Source organism: Phocaeicola salanitronis DSM 18170 (genome assembly GCF_000190575.1).
GTDB lineage: Bacteria > Bacteroidota > Bacteroidia > Bacteroidales > Bacteroidaceae > Phocaeicola > Phocaeicola salanitronis.
This window is the reverse complement of sequence record NC_015164.1, coordinates 3,247,535-3,267,555: the sequence shown is the minus strand read 5'-3', so window position 1 is coordinate 3,267,555 and position 20,021 is coordinate 3,247,535. Positions and strand designations below refer to the sequence as shown.

The 20,021-nt window shown below is 44.7% G+C and carries 13 protein-coding genes; 10 read left to right on the top strand and 3 right to left on the bottom strand.

The features are described from left to right. Positions 1–117: 117 nt before the first annotated feature. Positions 118–1,011 carry an NAD kinase gene (locus BACSA_RS14025; protein WP_013618695.1) on the top strand — a complete coding sequence of 298 codons (894 nt, stop codon included), beginning with the start codon at positions 118–120 and terminating at the stop codon, positions 1,009–1,011. A 111-nt stretch (positions 1,012–1,122) separates the two neighbouring features. Here BACSA_RS14025 and BACSA_RS14020 read toward each other — a convergent pair whose 3' ends face one another. After that, entirely contained in the window at positions 1,123–1,806 is a 684-nt protein-coding gene (locus BACSA_RS14020; protein WP_013618694.1) for a hypothetical protein, read from the bottom strand. Between the two features lie 60 nt (positions 1,807–1,866). Here BACSA_RS14020 and BACSA_RS14015 point away from each other — a divergent pair, with 60 nt between their 5' ends. From BACSA_RS14015 to BACSA_RS13970, 9 genes are all read left to right on the top strand, one after another. Next, a complete protein-coding gene (locus BACSA_RS14015; protein WP_013618693.1) occupies positions 1,867–2,349 on the top strand; it encodes a GNAT family N-acetyltransferase in 483 nt (160 codons plus the stop codon). 48 nt (positions 2,350–2,397) lie between these two features. Beyond that, positions 2,398–4,050 carry a tetratricopeptide repeat protein gene (locus tag BACSA_RS14010; protein WP_013618692.1) on the top strand — a complete coding sequence of 551 codons (1,653 nt, stop codon included), beginning with the start codon at positions 2,398–2,400 and terminating at the stop codon, positions 4,048–4,050. Between the two features lie 663 nt (positions 4,051–4,713). Then, entirely contained in the window at positions 4,714–7,839 is a 3,126-nt protein-coding gene (locus BACSA_RS14000) for a SusC/RagA family TonB-linked outer membrane protein (protein WP_013618690.1), read from the top strand. Between the two features lie 23 nt (positions 7,840–7,862). Then, positions 7,863–9,395, top strand: a complete 1,533-nt coding sequence (locus BACSA_RS13995) for a RagB/SusD family nutrient uptake outer membrane protein (protein ID WP_013618689.1) — start codon at positions 7,863–7,865, stop codon at positions 9,393–9,395. Positions 9,396–9,488: 93 nt separating this feature from the next. Then, positions 9,489–11,135 carry a hypothetical protein gene (locus BACSA_RS13990; RefSeq protein ID WP_013618688.1) on the top strand — a complete coding sequence of 549 codons (1,647 nt, stop codon included), beginning with the start codon at positions 9,489–9,491 and terminating at the stop codon, positions 11,133–11,135. An 8-nt stretch (positions 11,136–11,143) separates the two neighbouring features. Next, positions 11,144–11,422: a LysO family transporter gene (locus tag BACSA_RS13985; protein ID WP_013618687.1), complete on the top strand. Its 279-nt coding sequence runs from the start codon at positions 11,144–11,146 to the stop codon at positions 11,420–11,422. Next, entirely contained in the window at positions 11,419–12,021 is a 603-nt protein-coding gene (locus BACSA_RS13980) for a lysine exporter LysO family protein (RefSeq protein ID WP_013618686.1), read from the top strand. The genes BACSA_RS13985 and BACSA_RS13980 overlap by 4 nt, the downstream gene beginning before the upstream one ends. A gap of 13 nt (positions 12,022–12,034) precedes the next feature. Beyond that, entirely contained in the window at positions 12,035–15,190 is a 3,156-nt protein-coding gene (locus BACSA_RS13975; RefSeq protein ID WP_013618685.1) for a glycoside hydrolase family 2 TIM barrel-domain containing protein, read from the top strand. 14 nt (positions 15,191–15,204) lie between these two features. Further along, positions 15,205–17,121, top strand: coding sequence for an MGH1-like glycoside hydrolase domain-containing protein (locus BACSA_RS13970; protein WP_013618684.1), 1,917 nt, complete (start codon positions 15,205–15,207; stop codon positions 17,119–17,121). Positions 17,122–17,360: 239 nt separating this feature from the next. On the opposite strand, the gene BACSA_RS13960 is transcribed toward BACSA_RS13970, so the two are convergent. Continuing rightward, on the bottom strand, positions 17,361–18,575 hold the full coding sequence (locus BACSA_RS13960; RefSeq protein WP_013618683.1) for an aminotransferase class V-fold PLP-dependent enzyme: 1,215 nt from the start codon (positions 18,573–18,575) through the stop codon (positions 17,361–17,363). A gap of 102 nt (positions 18,576–18,677) precedes the next feature. Further along, the gene (gene sufD / locus BACSA_RS13955; RefSeq protein ID WP_013618682.1) at positions 18,678–20,021 is read right to left on the bottom strand and encodes a Fe-S cluster assembly protein SufD; all 1,344 of its coding nucleotides are present in this window, start codon (positions 20,019–20,021) and stop codon (positions 18,678–18,680) included.

The window sequence follows — 20,021 nt, the reverse complement described above, 5'->3', positions numbered from 1 at the left end:
TTTTTCTTGGTTGTATTTAATTTTATTATCTTTGCGTCCAACAAAATGCAAAGTTAGCAGAATTTGCGAACAACCTGCTCTCTTTACCGAATAAAGATTGATAAAAAGCTACAAGATATGCAACGAATCCTCAGATTTGCCCTTTTCGGGAATACATACCAAGAACATAAATCGGCGCACGTCACCCATCTGCTTGACATCTTGCGCCGCAAAAAAGCCGAGATATGCATCAGCAACGATTTCTACGACTTCCTGAAGCAACACACGGAAGCCAACCTGAAAGGCTTGAAGGTTTTTCAGGGAAACACGTTCGATGCCGACATGGTGCTTAGCATCGGAGGCGACGGAACGTTCTTGCGTGCGGCAAGCCGTGTAGGAAAAAAAGAGATTCCCATCTTGGGCATCAATACCGGACGGCTGGGATTCCTTGCCGATGTCTCCCCCAACCAGATGGAAGAAGCCTTCGATGAAATCTACGAAGGGAAATACCTCGCCGAACCCCGCCGGGTGCTGCACCTCTCCACCGAGAATCATGTACTGAAAGGCTATCCGTTTGCCCTGAATGAGATAGCGGTCTTAAAGCAGGACAGCTCATCGATGATTACCATCCGCGCCTACATTAACAATGAGTTGCTCTGCACCTATCAGGCAGACGGGTTGATAGTAGCCACTCCCACCGGCTCTACAGGTTACTCGTTAAGCGTAGGAGGGCCTATCCTTGTGCCCCAAAGCGGCACCATCAGCCTCACCGCCGTAGCTCCGCACAGCCTCAACATCCGCCCCATCGTGATACGCGACGAATGGGAAATCACGCTCGACATCGAAAGCCGGAACCATAACTTCCTGATTTCGGTAGACGGACGAAGCGAGACCTGCCGCGAAGGAACCCGCCTGCGCATCACTCGTGCCGACTATTTCGTGCGCATCGTCAAACGGTGCAACCATACGTTCTTCAATACCCTGCGCGAAAAAATGATGTGGGGAGTGGACAACCGGACAATTGACAATTAATAATTAATAATTAACAATTAATAATTAACAATTAAGAACCTTGTCACGCCGGATTTGCAATCCGGCGTAATCATATAAGTTTATTATGAGCAGCTACTTATCTGGAAGCATTCATTCAAACAAATAATCATAATACACCTCCTTGCCGGTGAAGGCGCTCAGCAGTTCCGCATTGCCAAGAGGTGTTTGGTGCACCCCGTTATACAGCCTGATTTCATTGCGTATCAGATTGAAATCGTCATAAAACACGGAAAGGTTCAATGCCTTCATCAGGCGCAACATCGCGTATTGAACCGTATCGGCTTTCTCTTTCATCGTCTTTCTCAACGCAAGTGCATAAAGCGTATCAGCTTTCAGGAAGTCGTGCCTTGCTGTATCCCGATACCCGGCACGGTCTTCCAATGCCGCTTTCAAATGCCACATATCCGCCGCTATCGAATCGGGTACATTTGTTTCCATCTTCCGCAAGAGCGGCAATAATTCTTCCATCTTCCGGCTCCGAAGCAGGTAGATGTATTTGCTCAGGTAAGCTTTCTTTAGCGAAGGGCACATCAGCAGCGCGTCATCCAGCTTTTGCCGGACAAGCGAGTCATGCCGGCATACACGCGGATTTTCCCGGTCGACCGGCATATACCAGAAAGCCGAATCGGCACGCATCAGGCTGTCTGCCTCCTTCAGCAAACGCTCTGCCATCTCCTGATTAGGCACAACGGAAGGCTTCCTCTGTCCGCACGAAAAGAGGGAAAGCAAAACAAACAAAAGCAGTATGTCGCGAACGGTATGCATAAGTTTCATTCATTCTCAGAACAAAAGTAAACAAAAAGAATTATCTTTGCAACAAAATGCCAAAAAGAAATGATTCGGAAAGTTGAACTTCAAGACGCCCACGCTTTAGCGGACATTTACAATCATTATATCGCGCACAGTACTGCCACTTTCGACATCCGTCCTATCGGTGAAGAAGAGATGCGTAAACGGATTGCCACCCTATCCGCCTGCCATCCGTATTTCGTATGCGAAGAAGAAGGGAAAATCGCCGGTTATTGCTATGCACACCCTTGGAAAGAGAAAGACGCTTACAGCCGGACATTGGAAACAACGGTCTATCTGGCACCGGGACAAGAGCGGAAAGGCATCGGAACACAACTGATGCGCCAACTGATTGACGAATGCCGACGCTCCGAAGTCCATTCGCTCATCGCCTGCATCACCGAAGACAACCAAGCCAGCTGCCTTTTTCACGAACGGTTAGGCTTTACCCAAGTGTCCCATTTCAAGGAAGCGGGCTTCAAGTTCGGCAAGTGGGTGGGGATTATCGATTATCAGCTCATCCTATAGTTGGCAACTTCAACTAAATTTACTAACTTTGCGAAAATACCTTCCGCTATGAAACATGACACCTTATTAAATAGATACTTAAAAACGCAGATTCACGTTTACTTCCTATTCGGCATCTTCCTATTATTGCCGGCATCCCTTTCCGCCTCTTCCGGCAAAGAACGCCAAATTTCGTTATTGGAGAAAGCCGAACAAGAGCTGTATACCAATCCGCAACTTGCCGTCTACTACACTTTAGGCGCGCAGGATTCTATCCATTCCGCATTAGGACAGGCTCAAGCACTCTACGTCTATGCCCAAGCCGAGAAACTTTTAGGGAATTTCGACAATTGCATTCAGGCATTATACGAAGCGGAGTCTAAGCTTCCTTCCAAAGAAATCAAACTAAGAGGAAACATCTACAACCTAATGAGCCTGGGATACTGCAACCTGGGCGACTATAGCAAAGCCATCGACCTGAGCAACGATGCCATCGCATTGTTCCAGACCGAGCAAGACTCGCTCAACCTTGCCTTATGCTACAACAACCGGGGCATCATCCACACCTACATCAATGAATACCAGCAAGCCGACCGGTTCCTGAAAAAAGCCCTGGAACTCAACCGTTCTTCGCACGACCTGAAACGCATTGCCGCCAATCTGAACAACCTGTGCCTCTACAAAGGGAATATCAAAGAACAACTGAAATGGATAAACGAAGCCATTGTCATCAACAAAAACCTGAATGCCAAATGGTCGCTAAGCGAGAACTATAACAACCTGGGAAAACTCTACATATATGCAGGCAAATACTCCCAAGCGATAGATGCCTTAAAGACCGCCTACCGGATTGCATCCGAAGTAGGCGCCAAAGGGCTGATGTGTGACAATTACGAATATGCCGCACAAGCCTACAACGCCATCGGGAACTATCAAATGGCTTACCAAAAACAAGCCGCCCTCACCGAACTGAGCAAAGAGATACAGAACACCAACAAGCTGCGCTCGGTAGAGCAACGCATCGCACAGGAAAAAATGTCCGCCCTCCAGCAAAAGGAAAGGCAGAAACAACAGGAATACGAAATAGCCACGCTCCAGCGAAACTTCATCACGTTCCTCGTCATCATTGTCCTGCTTACCGTAATCGGCACCTTGTTATTCCAGCGTTACAAGCGTAAGAAAAAGCTGCAATTGCTCAACGCCCAATACCGCATCGAACAATCGGAACATGAAATAGCCAAACTGAAAATGCAACAACAAAAAGCGGATTTGGAAAACGCGCAACAGGCTTTGGAAACCAACAAGCAAGAGACCATGAACTTTGCCGTATTCCTGCAAAGCCGCAACGAACTGCTCGACAAAATCCAGGAACAAGTGCGCCAAAGCTACCGCATGGAACACTCGGAACTGATTGCCCACCTGAAGAAACTAAACGCGTTTATCAAACAATACCAGACTACAAACAAAGCCAACAGCACGACTCTGCAAACCATCGATGAGAAAAGCCAGGAGTTTCTGGCACACCTGACGGAACGGCATCCCAACCTGACACAAGGCGAAAAACACCTTGCCAGCCTGCTGCGTGTAAACCTTTCGACCAAAGAAATCGCCATGCTGACCGGCAACACGCCCAAGACCATCAACATGAACCGCTACCGCCTGCGCAAGTCATTAGGGCTTTCCGGAGAAGACGATTTAATCCAATACATCCAAAGCATCTGATTCTTCCCTTATATCCTGCACAATACAGATTCGTGTATGTTGTATATGCCACATGACCCAACCATGCATGGTATAAACCATACTCAGATTAGTTAAAAGGTTACCGTTATTATCTTCTTGCTTCAACGCAGATAGCTTCGTCTGGTGTAAGATTAATAATCTTCCGCTTGTAAGATTAATAATCTTGCAGCCTGAAGATTAATAATCTTACAGCGGATGCAGCTATATGCGCTTGCCGCCGCACCTATATCCGCCGGCTTCCGCAACCGGCTGCGTCTTGCAATGATATTACCTGGAAAAGGGGTTGCCAGGAACTGTTTCTTGGATTTTGCTCCTGCATGTCCCGAAAACGATGTGCACATCGTCTCTACATCCAATAAGAGATTATTGAATATGAATGAATCTCTGCCGCAACCTTTATCTTCCTCACCTGACCGAAATATAAATGAAATATAGATTTGTAGATACAGAATAAGTCTTGTATAGGTTAATTATCAACATATTATGAAATATTATGTAGATATAAATATCAGTCAAATTCCAGATTTGTAGACACTTTATAGCCAGTAAAAATTATTCCTTACATGCACGATTTGTATATTTGTCCAGCCAAACAAAAAAACACAAGGCACAATTTAAACCTTAATATAAACCAAAAACACAATGAAAGAAAGGAATCATTTGAAAGCATGGCAATGGATATTCTTGCTGGCTTTACTGCTCCCGGCAGCGGGATTCGCGCAGACCATTCAAGTGAAAGGTACAGTACTCGACGGCTCAGGCATGACCGTTATCGGAGCAAGCGTACTGGAAAAAGGAACAACCAACGGTGTCATTACAGACATAGACGGTAACTTTACCTTAAATGTATCGCCTACGGGCACGTTGGTAATCTCTTATGTCGGGTTCAAAACCCAGGAAATTCCAATCAACAACCAGACTTCGTTTAATGTGACTTTGGCAGAAGACACCGAAATACTGGACGAAGTAGTCGTTATCGGTTACGGTACGATGAAGAAGAGCGACATGACCGGAGCGATTTCATCGGTTAAATCAGATGAATTGCTGAAACGTGCCACTACCAGCCCTACCGAAGCCTTACAAGGCAAAGTTGCCGGTGTAAGCGTATTGAAATCGGGAGGTAACGCAGGCGCAGGCATTTCTGTAAAAATCCGTGGTATCAAGACAATGGGTGATAATGAACCGCTTTATATCATTGACGGTTATCCGGGCGACATCAACGCTATCAACCCGCAAGATATCGAATCCATGGAAATCTTGAAAGACGGTGCCGCAGCTGCTATCTATGGTTCTGTGGCTGCCAATGGTGTAATCTTGGTAACGACCAAAAACGGTAAGAAAGGAGAAACAAAAGTCACATTCAACACTTACCTGACTTTCAATAGTGCTGCTAAAACAAATGAAATGTTGGATGCTGACGGTTGGTTGAAAGTAACAGATATGATGTATGAAAATGCTGGAGAAGCTTTGCCTAATTACATCATTAAAAATTCTGACGGAAGTCTGAAAAACCCCACCGGATATAACACAGACTGGCAAGACCAAGCTTTGCGCAACGCTATGTCTCAAAACTATTATGTCAATGTAACCGGAGGATCTGAAAACGCAAGCTACTCTTTGTCATACGGTCACGCTGATGAAGAAGGTATTTTCTTAGGCAATGAATACGTACAAGACAATGCCCGTCTGAAAGTAAATATGTCTAAATACATTTTCGATTTTGACGCTACATTGAATTTCAAGGCTACACAAAACCAACAGCCTCAATATTCTTTGAGACAGATGTACTCTATCACTCCTTTGGTGCCTGTATATGATGAAAACCAACCATCGGGCTATGGCCTTACACAAATGACGGTAGGAAACCAAACTTATACATTCCCTACTTACAATAATATCATGGCAGACCAACATTTCAATCAAGAAAAAACAAATGGTTATGATATTACCGGTAACATAGGTTTAGGAATCCATTTAGCACCTTGGCTGACATTTAAAACAACCTATCAATACAACGGTTATTATTCAGTCACAAGATCACATACAGAAGCCTATACATCCAACATTCAAGGAGCGGTTAAGTTCCCATCAAATTCAGAAAGCAACTCTTATTTCTATTCTCATACATTTGAGAATGTATTGACTTTCATGAAAGATTTTGATAAACACTCGGTTACAGCCATGGTAGGTAGCTCTATCATTGCTTACCGAAACGATGAAAGTTCTGTCGGTGTAGAAGGAAAGAACTCTAATGATGAACCTGCTGGATTCTTCGATCCGCACAATCCTACTATCAATGCCGGTATTGGAGGAACATTCAGCGGTAGCGGTACATTCTACAACTACAACCGTGCATCTTTCTTCGGACGTTTAAATTACTCTTTTAACGACCGTTATCTTTTGCAAGCCACTGTACGTGCAGACGGTTCGTCTAAATTCGGCAAAAACAACCGTTGGGGTGTATTCCCTTCGGTAGCAGTCGGTTGGAGAATCAGTGAAGAAGATTTCTTCCCCAAGAACACAATCATCAGCAACTTGAAATTCCGTGCAAGCTGGGGACGCTTAGGTAATGAGAATGCTTTAGGCTATTATTACGCCCCCACCATGACACAAGACAACACGCAATGGATGAGTTACATACAAGGAGGTATGCCTTGGCCGGGTATGTCAAACCTATACTTAGTCAATGATGACCTCCGTTGGGAAACGACAGATACAAAAAACATCGGTTTCGACTTTGGTCTTTTCAGCAATCATCTGACCGGTACAATCAACTATTACTACAATACGACTACCGATCTTTTGATAGAAAAGGTTATGCCACCCTCAGCTGGTATTTATAACCCGACTGTAAATGTAGGCAAGATGCGCAATAGCGGATTCGAATTGGAATTAAATTACGCAAACAATGTTGGCGGATTCGACTATAACATCGGATTCAACCTGTCTACTATCAGCAACGAAATGATTAAGGCAGACCCGAACCAAGTTTTATACGGATCAGCACTTAAAGATGCCGGACACTTTGCCACCCAAACACTGGAAGGCTATCCAGTAGGCGCCTTCTTCTTGTATCAAACAGACGGTTTATTCCAAAGTGATGCAGAAGCTGAAGCTTATAATAAGGAACATGGTACTTGGATTACGGATGCTAACGGAAATAAAGAATGGGCAGGCATTCAACCCAATGCAAAAGGCGGTGATATCCGTTTCAAAGACATAAACGGTGACGGCGTACTCGATGCAAAAGATAAAGTCTACAGCGGTTCCGGTATTCCCAAAGTAGAAGCGAACCTCTCATTCAGCGGTTCATATAAAGGCTTCGACCTTTCTTTCCAATTGGGAAGCGCTTGGGGACACAAGCTATACAATGCCAACCGCATTTATACAGAAGGCATGGATGCAGGAGCAAACCAATTGACAACGACCTTGGATGCATGGACCCCGGATAACACAAATACAGATATGCCGAGAGCCGTATTAGGAGACCCGAACAACAACACACGCGAGTCAACCCGTTATTTGGAAAACGGAAACTTCGTCCGTATGCGCCAACTGCAATTGGGATATACTTTCCCAACTGACTGGATGAAAAAGCTATACATCGAAAGATGCCGTCTGTATGTAAGCGGAGAGAACCTGTTTACCATCACTAACTATTCAGGCAACGATCCGGAATTCTCATCTTCCATCTTGAATACAGGTGTAGATTCGTTCGTTTATCCGTTCACACGTTCCTATGTAGTAGGTTTACAAGTAACATTCTAATCATTTATAAAACAGCATACAAGATGAAAAAGATATTATATATGGCATCATTAGCATTGACATTTGCATTTGCTGGATGCGATGACTTTCTGACAGTTGAATCGCCTGATTTCTCCACCGAAATTTACTGGAGAGACAAGTCAGACGTTGAAGCCGGACTTTCCGCTGTATATGGCCAATTGGAAAACCGTACTTCTAATTACGGTTTTGCCGAACACAAATATCCGGTAGAAACTTTCCGTGGTGACGATGTAGCTATAGGCGATGACATCAACAACTATCCGGACATGAAAGACCTATATGAGTATACATACACCAACGAAAATGCCACGACCAAGGAATACTGGATGAATAACTACAACGGTATCAACTATGCAAACAACGTGATTTTCGGTATCGATAAAGTACAAACTTCCGGAGAAAAAATGAGTGATGAAGACTATAACCATTTAATGGGAGAAGCCGTTTTCTTAAGAGCTTATTATCACTTCAAACTCATTTTGAATTGGGAAGACATCATTATCCGAGACGAATACCTAACCAGTGAAGAACAAGTACACAAAGCCATCAGTCCGCGTATTGATTGCTGGGACTTCATTTGCACCGAACTTGAAAAAGCCGCAAATCTGCTTCCTGAGACTCGTCCTTCAACTGAAACAGGACGTGTAACAAAAGACGTAGCATACGCTTACTTAGGCTGGTCGTACTTAACTCGTGCATACGAAGAGACAGACAAGAAAGACACCTATTTAAGTCAAGCCATTGCCGCATTCAATAATGTAAAACATGCAGCATTAGAGCCTGATTTTGAAAGCATGTTTAATGGAACGAACAAGAACTGCCAAGAATCTATATTTGAACTGCAATTCACCAATATTACTTCCGATGGAGCTTACCACAAACACGTTATGCACTATTGGGTAGCAGCTCCTTCCATGGGAGGTTGGGATGAAATCAGAGTCAGTCCAATGATGTACAATGAATTCTTGAAAGAAGGAAAAATTGCCAACAACAATACGCAATATGATGCCCGTGCTTACGCTTCGATGATATTTGACGATGCATATTATGCAGCTGATAATTCCATCTTCGGAGAATACAACTATGCAGATTGTTTCCCCAGCGGCTCTAAAACGGCTTATTGCTTCAAAAAACTAATGCCGTCTACGTATGAAGAATTTGCCCAATCATCAGTCTATACCAATGTACCCTTAATGCGGTATGCCAATGTCATGCTGATGAAAGCTGAAGCCCTTAACGAACAAGGGACAGAAGCCGGACGTACTGAAGCCATTAACTTAATCAATGAAATCAGAAGCGTGCATGGCAAATTACCACCCATGGAAGGCAACTCATACGAAGCTGTAAAAGCACAAATCGAGCACGAACGTTTAGTAGAGTTTTCAATGGAGTGCTATCGTTTCTATGATTTGCGCCGTTGGGGCAAACTGGAAGAAGCCATGAAAACTGATGATAGAAGTAATTTCAACATCAGTGAAGACCAATTCTTACCCATACCATTAATGGAAAGCCAAAGCAATAATGATGTAAATTAAAAACTAAACAACAAATGAACAGCAGGATCGCATAAAATGCTAGCCACTATTGCTCCTGCTGTTTTCAATATTTAACATTAAAAATATTTACGCATGAAACCACTAACTACAATATTTTGCACCCTACTATTCTTTTGTAGTTGCAACAATGAAATAGAAACAACAGATATACAAAAAGAATCAAATATCAATAGGGAGTATCAAATAACATATCCATTGAGTAAAACAGAGAGCCGTTCTAATAGTGAATTGGACACATCATGGGAAACAGTACAAGAGATTACACTGCCTTCTGGTGAACCAGCTTATACACCTTGGAATCCTGAAATTTCTTCTAAAACAGTTCCAAATGAGTTTAGCATGGATATAAAAAAAGAAGATGGGTGGAATCTTATTGCACATTCTATGAATAACCAAGAAAAAGGACTTAACTATCTTTTTTTCTATAATATATATCGTGGCACACTCAAAGTCTTCTATTATTTAGAAGAAAATTTTAATCAGACGACAGGATTATGGCATGTACATATAGATAAGCCTCAAAATCTATTAGCTTTTACAGGACTCTATGCAAAAGCCATTAATGCATCTGATAAAATACAAGATATCTATTGTAGTAATATTACAATTAATCCTTCTAAAGCTTTTACTAAAGGATGGAACTGCTTTGAAGTTGATTTAGCTTACGACCCAAATTTTGAAGATGCTACTCTATATATTGAACCATGTGGTATTATTGAATCTAACATTGAAATATCAGGCAATTATAATTCAAGTTCAGAAGGATCTATAATAACTATAGGTGCAGACAAACAATCCGGAGTTTTAAAAGGCACTGGGAAAGACGCAGAAAAATATTTGTCTGATGAATCATCTAAAGTTGCATGGGAAAATTTTCCTAGCACCCGTACTTTATCTTCTTCTATTTCCGAAAGAGACAGTAAATCCGTTGATATTGGAAGCATAATAAAACTTGGAGCAAATTTCTTACAGAAAGTATTTTCTTCAGAAAAAAAAGGTGAAGAATATAAATTAAAATTTGCAACACAAGGTAGTGTAACACTAAAAGGCGATATTACAACTATAGTGGGTGGAGGATTTTCTCCTATAGCTATTAGTATAGACAAAGATAAAGTTGGTAATTTAGGTGTATGGGGAGTAGAAGAACAACCTACAATTCAATTTAACACATTAGGAAGGAAGAAAGAAGTTTTTACATCTGGTAGTCCAACATTTATGACATATGGAGGCACTACTCCTATTTACCATATAGTCATTAACCCTGACTTATCTAATAAAATTACAAATTTAAAACGTGACTATGAAACTTTAATTGGAACATTTTCTGATTCATATACAGATAAAGAAAATCAAAATTCTATTAGCGGAGGTATGAATTATAGTGCACAAGGTGAACATATTTACAATGATATATATGCACGTATAGCACCTGTCTTTAAAGTTCATTTTAAGAATTTAAATAATAACGATACAAGAGAAGTTCCGCCTGCTATTTATTTATATGGCAGTAAAGATGGATCAGGTACACCATTTGGTATCAAAAATAACTTTATTTTTGGCATCAATGTGACATTTACAGCTCCTGATGGGAGAGAGTTTATGTCAACTAGAAGTTTTCGCCCGTTATTAGAATGGAGAACTGATAATCTTCAACAAATTTATAAACAGACTGCTCCTAATGGGCATCCTGACAATTTTTTCCTTATGTATAACTATTAATCCATATTATGTTTACAGTTATCGGACTCATGTTGGGAGGCATGTGCATCGGATTCCTGCTGCGCAAAAGCCGTTTTACCTGGATACACAACGTCATCACCGCACTTATCTGGATATTGTTGTTCCTGCTGGGTGTGGAAGTAGGAGGCAACCGCCAGATTATCGAAGGGCTTGCTACCATCGGATTGGAAGCGTTCGTCATTACCCTGGCAGCCATCCTCGGAAGCTGCATCTGCGCTTGGGCTTTGTGGTACCTATTATATAAAAGGAAAGGAGGACGGGCATGAAAGGCAGTCTGATTATCGTAGGGTTTTTTGCCTTGGGATGTGTGTGCGGACTGTTCCACGTCATTCCATTCGACATCGCAAAGACCGACATCAGCTTTTACACGTTGTGTGCCCTGATGTTCAGCGTGGGATTAAGCATCGGCAACGACCCTCAGACACTGAAAAACTTCCGGAGTTTGAATCCGAGGCTGATATTCCTTCCGATAATGACGATACTGGGAACCGTATCGGCAGCCGCATTGGTCAGCCTGTTGCTTCCGCACCGGAGCGCAGCCGACTGTATGGCTGTAGGAGCCGGTTTCGGCTACTATTCGCTATCAAGCATCTTCATTACCGAATACAAGGGAGCGGAACTGGGCACCATTGCCTTACTGTCGAATATCCTGCGTGAAATTATCACGCTGTTGTGCGCACCCTTATTGGTCCGCTGGTTTGGCAACCTGGCTCCCATATCCGCCGGAGGAGCCACCACGGCAGACACCACCCTGCCTATCATCACCCAATGTGCAGGGCAGCAGTTTGCTGTAGTGTCTATCTTCCACGGATTTGTAACGGATTTCAGCGTACCGTTCTTAGTAACATTCTTTTGTTCTTTATAAAACTAAAATTACCATGAAACATACTGCATTCATTCTTACATTTATCTGTGCTACTGCTTGGGCTGACAATAGCCAGCCCTGGCAGGACGCACGTATCAATGAAATCAACCGTGAACCGATGACGGCACATTTCCTGCCTTTCATCAGCGAACAAGCAGCACTCGCACAACAGGCTTTGCCCGACGAACAACGTTTCAACGTAAACCCGGCTACCGAACGCCGCATCTCGCTGAACGGCACATGGAAATTCTTGTACTCGAAAAACAACGATGCTTGCCCGGCAGATTTCCAAAAGCCCGGATATAACACAAAAAAATGGAAAGACATCCAAGTGCCCGGAAGCTGGGAACTTCAAGGCTTCGACGCACCTATCTATACCGATACGCGCTATCCTTTCCCACCCAATCCTCCATACGTACCTACTGATTACAATCCGGTCGGAGCATACGTACATGAATTCACCGTACCCGAAGGTTGGGACGGCATGGACATTTTCCTGGACTTCGAAGGAGTGGAATCGGCTTTCTATTGCTGGGTAAACGGAGAACTGGCTGGTTACAGCGAAGACAGCCGCCTGCCGGCACACTTCAACGTGACCAACCTGTTGAAAAAAGGGAAAAACAAACTGGCGGTAAAGGTATTCCGTTACAGCGACGGCTCCTACATGGAAGGACAGGACTACTGGAAATACAGCGGCATCGAACGGGATGTATACCTGTATGCACGTCCGCAAAGCCGTGTGAAAGACTTCCGAATGACCGCCGAACTGGTAAACGGCTACAAAGACGGAGATTTTGACCTTGACGTCATCTTGAACGAACCGCGCCAAGGACAACGCGTAGACGTGAAGATACTGGACGCTGCCGGCAAACAGCTGATAGCCGAAACAAAAACCGTCAGCAATGAAACAGACACCTTATTTACCATTGAAAAAATGTTTCCGAATGTCTTGCCTTGGAACGCCGAAACTCCCAACCTCTATACACTGGTCGTAACAGCTTCGGACACCCAAGGGAAAACACTGGAATCGTTCGCCCATCCGTTCGGTTTCCGTACGGTAGAGATGAAAAACGGACAACAGCTCATCAACGGAGTCCCTGTCTTGTTCAAAGGAGTGAACCGCCACGAGCACAACCGCTTTACCGGACGTACCATTGACGTAGCAAGCATGGTAGAAGACATCCGGCTGATGAAGCAGTTCAACATCAATTCGGTGCGTAACTGCCACTATCCGAACCGGTATGAATGGTACAGCCTGTGCGACAAATACGGACTTTATCTCGTGGACGAAGCCAATCTGGAAAGCCACGGCATGATGTTCCACAAAGACGAAACGCTTGCCAACTATCCCGACTGGGAAGGTGCATTCATGCAACGCATGAGCCGCATGGTGCAACGCGACCGGAACTATACCGCCATCGTCACCTGGTCGCTCGGCAATGAATCGGGCTACGGAAAGAACTTCGAGACCATTTACCATTGGACGAAACAGACCGACCCGACCCGTCCGGTGCAATATGAAGGAGGCGGCTACGAAAGCGTTTCGGATATCTATTGCCCGATGTATGCCCGTATCTGGCGTCTGCGCCAACACGTGAACCAACGGGATGCACGTCCATTGATTCTTTGTGAATATGCACACTCTATGGGAAACAGTACCGGAAACCTGCAAGACTATTGGGACTTGATTTACAAGTATGACCAACTGCAGGGAGGATTCATCTGGGACTGGGTGGACCAGACATTTGCCAAGAAAGACGAAAAAGGACATGACATCTGGGCATACGGAGGCGATATGGGATTCGTAGGCGTGCCCAATGACTCGAACTTCTGCTCCAACGGACTTGTCGCTTCCGACCGCAGCTTGCATCCGCATATCTGGGAAGTGAAGAAGGTATACCAATACGTTCATTTCAAACCGGTTGCGTTTACGGCAAACCGCATTGAAGTAGATAACTGGTTCGACTTCATCGACTTGTCTGATTATCAATTGCGTTGGACGATAGAAGCCGACGGAAAGGCTGTACAAGGCGGGACTATGGACTTCCCCTATATTCCAGCCCGAAGCAAAGGTGAAGTGGAACTGCCGATGCAAACCCTTCCGGCAGGAAATAAGGAATATTTCTTGAAACTGGAAGCCATTACGCGCAAAGACACTCCGTTAATTCCAGCCGGACACGTAGCCGCTATGGAACAATGGCAACTGCCCGTCAGCAATGTTGCATCTGCAATGGAAACAGTCAACGGTACGCTGCAAAGCGAACGCACGCCGGAAGCTCTGACACTGAACGGCACCAACTTCCGTATCAGCTTCAGCACGAAGAGCGGCGAGATGACTGCATTGGAATACAACGGAAAGAATCTGGTAAAAGAAGGCCTGCAAGCCAATTTCTGGCGCGGACTGACCGACAATGATGTAGCGAACGGTACAGAAGCACGCTGCCAGACATGGAAACATGCCGGACAAAACGCAACATTAAAAGACATCCGTCTGGAAGAAAGCGCAGACAAGCAACTGGCAACCGTAACTGCAATGTATGACATGAAAGAGCAGGAATCAGCTTTGACCGTAACTTACCGCATCCGTCCCAATGGAGTCGTAGGCGTAACCATGCAATTCACAGCAGGCAAAAAACAACTGCCTGAAATGCCCCGCTTAGGCATGCGTATGGTCTTGCCCGGCGAATACGAACAAATGACGTGGTTGGGAAGAGGACCGCAAGAAAACTATGCCGACCGAAAAACCGGAGCAGCAATCGGTTTATACAACGCAACCGTATGGGAACAATACCATCCCTATGTACGTGCCCAGGAAACAGGAAACAAATGTGACGTGCGCTGGGTAGCTTTGCGCAATGCCGCAGGCGAAGGCTTGCTGGTAACCGGCGAAGAACCGTTAAACGTAAGCGCTTGGAATTTCCCGATGGAGGACATCATGTACCGTCCCTTCAACATCGAACGCCGGCATGGAGGCAGCATTGAAAAGAAAGACATGGTATGGCTGAACATTGACCACCTGCAAATGGGCGTAGGCGGAGACAATACATGGGGAGCGGAAGTACATCCGGAATATACCATCACTCCACATGACTGGACATACAGCTTCACCCTTCAGCCGTTAGGCAACAAAGATGATGCTGCTGAATTAGCACATAAAGTATGGTTTTAACAAACACAAGCACCATGAATACGACAACAATCAAAACCCTATTGTTCTCTTGCCTTACCGCTGGGCTTGCCGCCTGTAGCCCGACGGTACAAGAGGCACATACCGACCTCCGTTATGAGTTCGGCAACATCTTAAACATAACGCTTACCCCTGACTCGACTGTCCGCCGTGCCGGATGCTTTACGGATGCCGGCTCTTGGATGGGATTCATGATTCCACAAGCAGATAAATGGGTAAACGGATTCTGCGGGCCGTTCAGCATCGACAACCGTATCTGGTTTGCACAATCAGCAGTCAGCGTTGACTTCCAAAACGGGGCAGATGGCCTTTCACCGGATTCCACTTCTTATTTTCCGGGTGAAGTATACATGGCTTCCTCTTCCGAAACCGGCACCATCGAACAACGTATGAATTTCATAAACAGTTCGACAGCACTGCTGCAAATCACCAGCAATGCCGATAAGGGGTTCATCATTACCGGAAAAGACTGGAACAACAATATCCGGTTGGAACAGGAAGATCAGACCATTACGGCACGTCACCCCAACGGTGAAATCGTACAACTGACATTCATGCCGGGAGTAACCTTGACATGCGACGGCAAAAATTATACGGCACAAACCGATGCGCAATGCAGCCAAACCAATGTAGCCATCTCTTTCTATTTTACAAACGAAGAATTGGCATCAGGTACACAGAAAAGCATCGCCCTACTTCAAAATACCGAAGCGGCGCTGCAAAAGAACGACGACCGCTGGCAAACTTACCTGCAAAAGATTTTACGCAAAGACATGAAGCATGAATACGACCGTGTAGCTGTAAAATCAGCCGTCACCCTCATCTCTAACTGGCGTACACATCGTGAAGGCCTTCTGCATGAAGGAGTTATCCCCAGCCATGCCGTACCTTATTTCATTGGCTTTTGGGCATGGGACAGCTGGCGTTTCTCGGCAGCATTGGCACGCTTTGCGCCTGAACTGGCAAAAAATAACATCCGTGCCATGTTTGATTACCAGCAGCCGGACGGCATGATTATCGACTGTATCTATACCAACTCCGCCGAGAACAATGCACGCGACAGCAAACCACCCTTGGTATGCTGGGCTGTGGACGAAATCTTCACTTACAACCAAGACACCGCATTTGTAAAAGAAATGTATCCGCAGCTGCTCGCTTATTATAAATGGTGGTATCAAAAACGTGACCATAACCGTAACGGCATGTGTGAATTCGGCTCAACCGACGGAACACTGGAAGCAGCCGGATGGGAAAGCGGCATGGACAATGCGATTCGTTTCGACAATGCCAAGATGCTGAAAAACGGAAGCGATGCATGGAGTCTTGATCAGGAAAGCGTCGACCTCAATGCGTATTTAGCATACGAATGCAAATTGCTGAAAAAGTTCGCCGGACTCATCGGAAGCAGTTTCGACGGACCGGACTACAGCGATAAAGTTGCTGATTATTTCTTTAACGACAAGATAGGATGGTTCTGTGACAAACGCATCGCTGACGGCAGCTTCATTGCAGAGCCTGCATGTGAAGGATATACACCCTTTTGGACAAAGATAGCCAGCAAGGAACAAATGGAAAAAGCACTGGTGCTGTTGACCGACACAACCAAGTTCTCAACGTATATTCCTTTCCCGACAGCTGCTGCAGACAATCCCAAATGTGACCCGAACGGATATTGGAGAGGTCCTATCTGGCTTGACCAGACGTATCAAGCCATTCGTGGATTACGCAATTATGGTTACAAAGAGTTAGCAGATAAATATACAATGCAAGTATTCGACCGTTGCCAAGGGCTGACCGGTGATGCGCCGATTCATGAAAATTATGGCACACATAATGGCGAACTGCTTCAAGCTTCACACTTCAGTTGGAGTGCTTCGCACCTGCTGATGATGTATGAAGACTTTGGTAAATAAAAAATAAAGAATGAAGAATAAGAGGTCGTTAACAAGACTCCTCATTCTTCATTCTTCATTTAGAGCCTGTTTAAATTTTCCAATAAAGTAATATTCTATCAGGTTCTTTTGCGTTTGTTTCCGGTCTGTTTTCCCGATTTTATTCGTCAGATAGCCCGCTATCCTCCTCATAAAATCAGAAAAACATCCTCGAAAACAATTCGCAAAATTAACCTGAGCAAAATTTAAACAGGCTCTTATCAAAACATTTTCACTACCCGTTCAATACCGGCTACCAAAGTATCTATTTCTTCCTTCGTATTGTAAAGCGCAAACGATGCACGGACCGTACCTTCTATCCCCAACCGATGCATCAGCGGCTCGGCACAATGATGTCCGGTACGGACGGCAATGCCCAACCGGTCGAGCAAGGTTCCCATATCAAAATGATGAATGTTTCCGACTAAGAATGAAATAACCGCTCCTTTTTGCTCTGCTTCGCCGAAGATACGCATACCCGGAATTGCTTTCAAGCGTTCCATTGCATAGGAAGTCAATTCATGTTCGTATGCCTCAATATTCTCCATACCGATTGCAGACACATAATCCAATGCTTTAGCCAAGGCTGTACTGCCGATATAATCGGGTGTGCCCGCCTCGAATTTGAAGGGCAGTTCATTAAATGTTGTTTTCTCAAAACTTACATTCTTAATCATTTCTCCCCCGCCCTGATAGGGAGGAAGCTTGTCAAGCCACGTTTCTTTGCCGTACAATACACCGATGCCTGTCGGTCCGTATACCTTATGTCCGCTGAATACATAAAAATCGGCATCCAACTTCTGTACATCTACCGGCAAATGAGGAATGCTTTGCGCCCCGTCAATCAAGACCGGCACATTGTGGGCATGCGCTATCTCTATTAATTTATCTACCGGATTAACCGTACCCAACACATTGGATACATGAGTTACCGACACGATACGGGTACGTGGAGAAAAAAGCTTCTCGTATTCATCCAGCAACAATTCTCCCCGGTCGTTCATCGGGATTACTTTCAATACAATTCCTTTACGGGCTGCCTGTAATTGCCACGAAACAATATTGCTATGATGCTCCATGACCGACACAATCACTTCATCGCCTGCCTGCATCTGGCTGTCCGCAAAAGTGGAGGCCACCAGATTGATGCTCTCCGTAGTCCCCCGGGTAAAAACGATTTCGCTTGTACTGCGGGCATTGATGAATTTCCTCACAGTCTCGCGCGAAGCTTCGTGCAGATTAGTAGCTTGTTGTGAAAGGAAATGAACCCCCCGATGCACATTGGCATTTACCGAATAATACTCATCGGTAATTGACTCTACCACACAACGTGGCTTTTGAGTTGTCGCTCCATTGTCTAAATATACAAGAGGCTTCCCATATACCGTTCGTGAAAGAATCGGGAAATCTTCTCTGATTTTTGAAATATCGTACATATTAAGTTCTTGAGTTTTTGAGTTCTTGGGTCCTTGAGTTTTTAAGTTTTAAATCCCTATCACGTCAACTTAAGAACTTACAAACTTAAAAACTCAAAAAACTCATTTACATATCGCACACCCTTGGCACTTGTTCAGTTCGCCACGGAAGCGTTTTTCTACCAAACGGTGCAGACGGTCTTTCAAAGCATCCATCCGGATGTAATCAATTACCTCGTTGACAAAAGCAAACATCAGCAACAAGCGGGCTTCTTTCAACGGAATACCTCGCTGCTGCATATAGAACAAGGCGTTTTCGTCCAACTGCCCTACCGTAGCTCCATGCGAACACTTCACATCATCCGCATAGATTTCCAGCTGGGGCTGGGTATACATCCGGGCCTCACGGGTTGCACAAATATTCCGGTTCGTCTGCTGGGAAGAAGTATGCTGGGCACCTTCACGCACCAACACCTTACCGGCAAATGCACCTACCGCCTGGTCATCGAGCACATATTTAAAGAGTTCATTGCTGGTACAGTCAGGTACCTTGTGGTCTATTGTCGTATGGTTATCTATCTGTTCATTCTTATCGGCTATCGCCATGCCACACAGACTTATCTCTGCCCCACGTCCCACAAGCTGCACTTCGGTAGTGTTTCGTGTCGTCCCGTTATGCAGCGTCATGCCGTTCAACAAGACATTGCTTCCTGCCTGCTGTTCTACGAACAACTGACTGAAACGGACGGTACTGTTATGTGTTTCTTCCAACTCATACAAATCAAAGTAAGCATTCTCCCCTACAAAGACTTCTGTCACCTGAGTAGAAAGAAAATTCACATTATCCATGGCATGGTCACACACCAACAACTTAGCTTGAGCACCCTCTTCCAAAATAATCAGCAAACGGCGGTTCGACAATGTATCAACATCCGCACGCAGAATATTCACCAACTGAATGGGCTTTTCTATCACTACATTCTTGGGGACATACATCAACACACCGTCTTGAGCAAACATCGTATTGAACGCCGTAAGCCCGTCTTTCGATGTATCGGCAAGCTTTCCATAATGATTTTTTATCAAATCCGGATGCTGCACAGCCAGCTCTTTCAGGCTTCCGAAAAGCACACCTTCCGGCAATTGTGCAGAAGGATGGTCATGCTTGTCAAACGAATCATTGATAACAAAGTACAAGGAAGTACTCATATTGGGCACATCACACTTGAATACCTCATACGGATTTACCGGAAACTCCAAGCGGTTCAGATTCAATCCGAAATCCGGAGCAAAATACTTCCCAACCTCCGTATATTTGTATTTTTCCTGCTTACGCGTAGGAAAACCCAGCCGTTCAAAATCGGCAAAAGCTTTTGCCCTCGGCGCATTCAGTCCTTCCGCACTATGCCGGCAAATCAATGCCTCACATTGTGTGAAAAGGTCAATATACTGTTGTTCTGCCTTCAT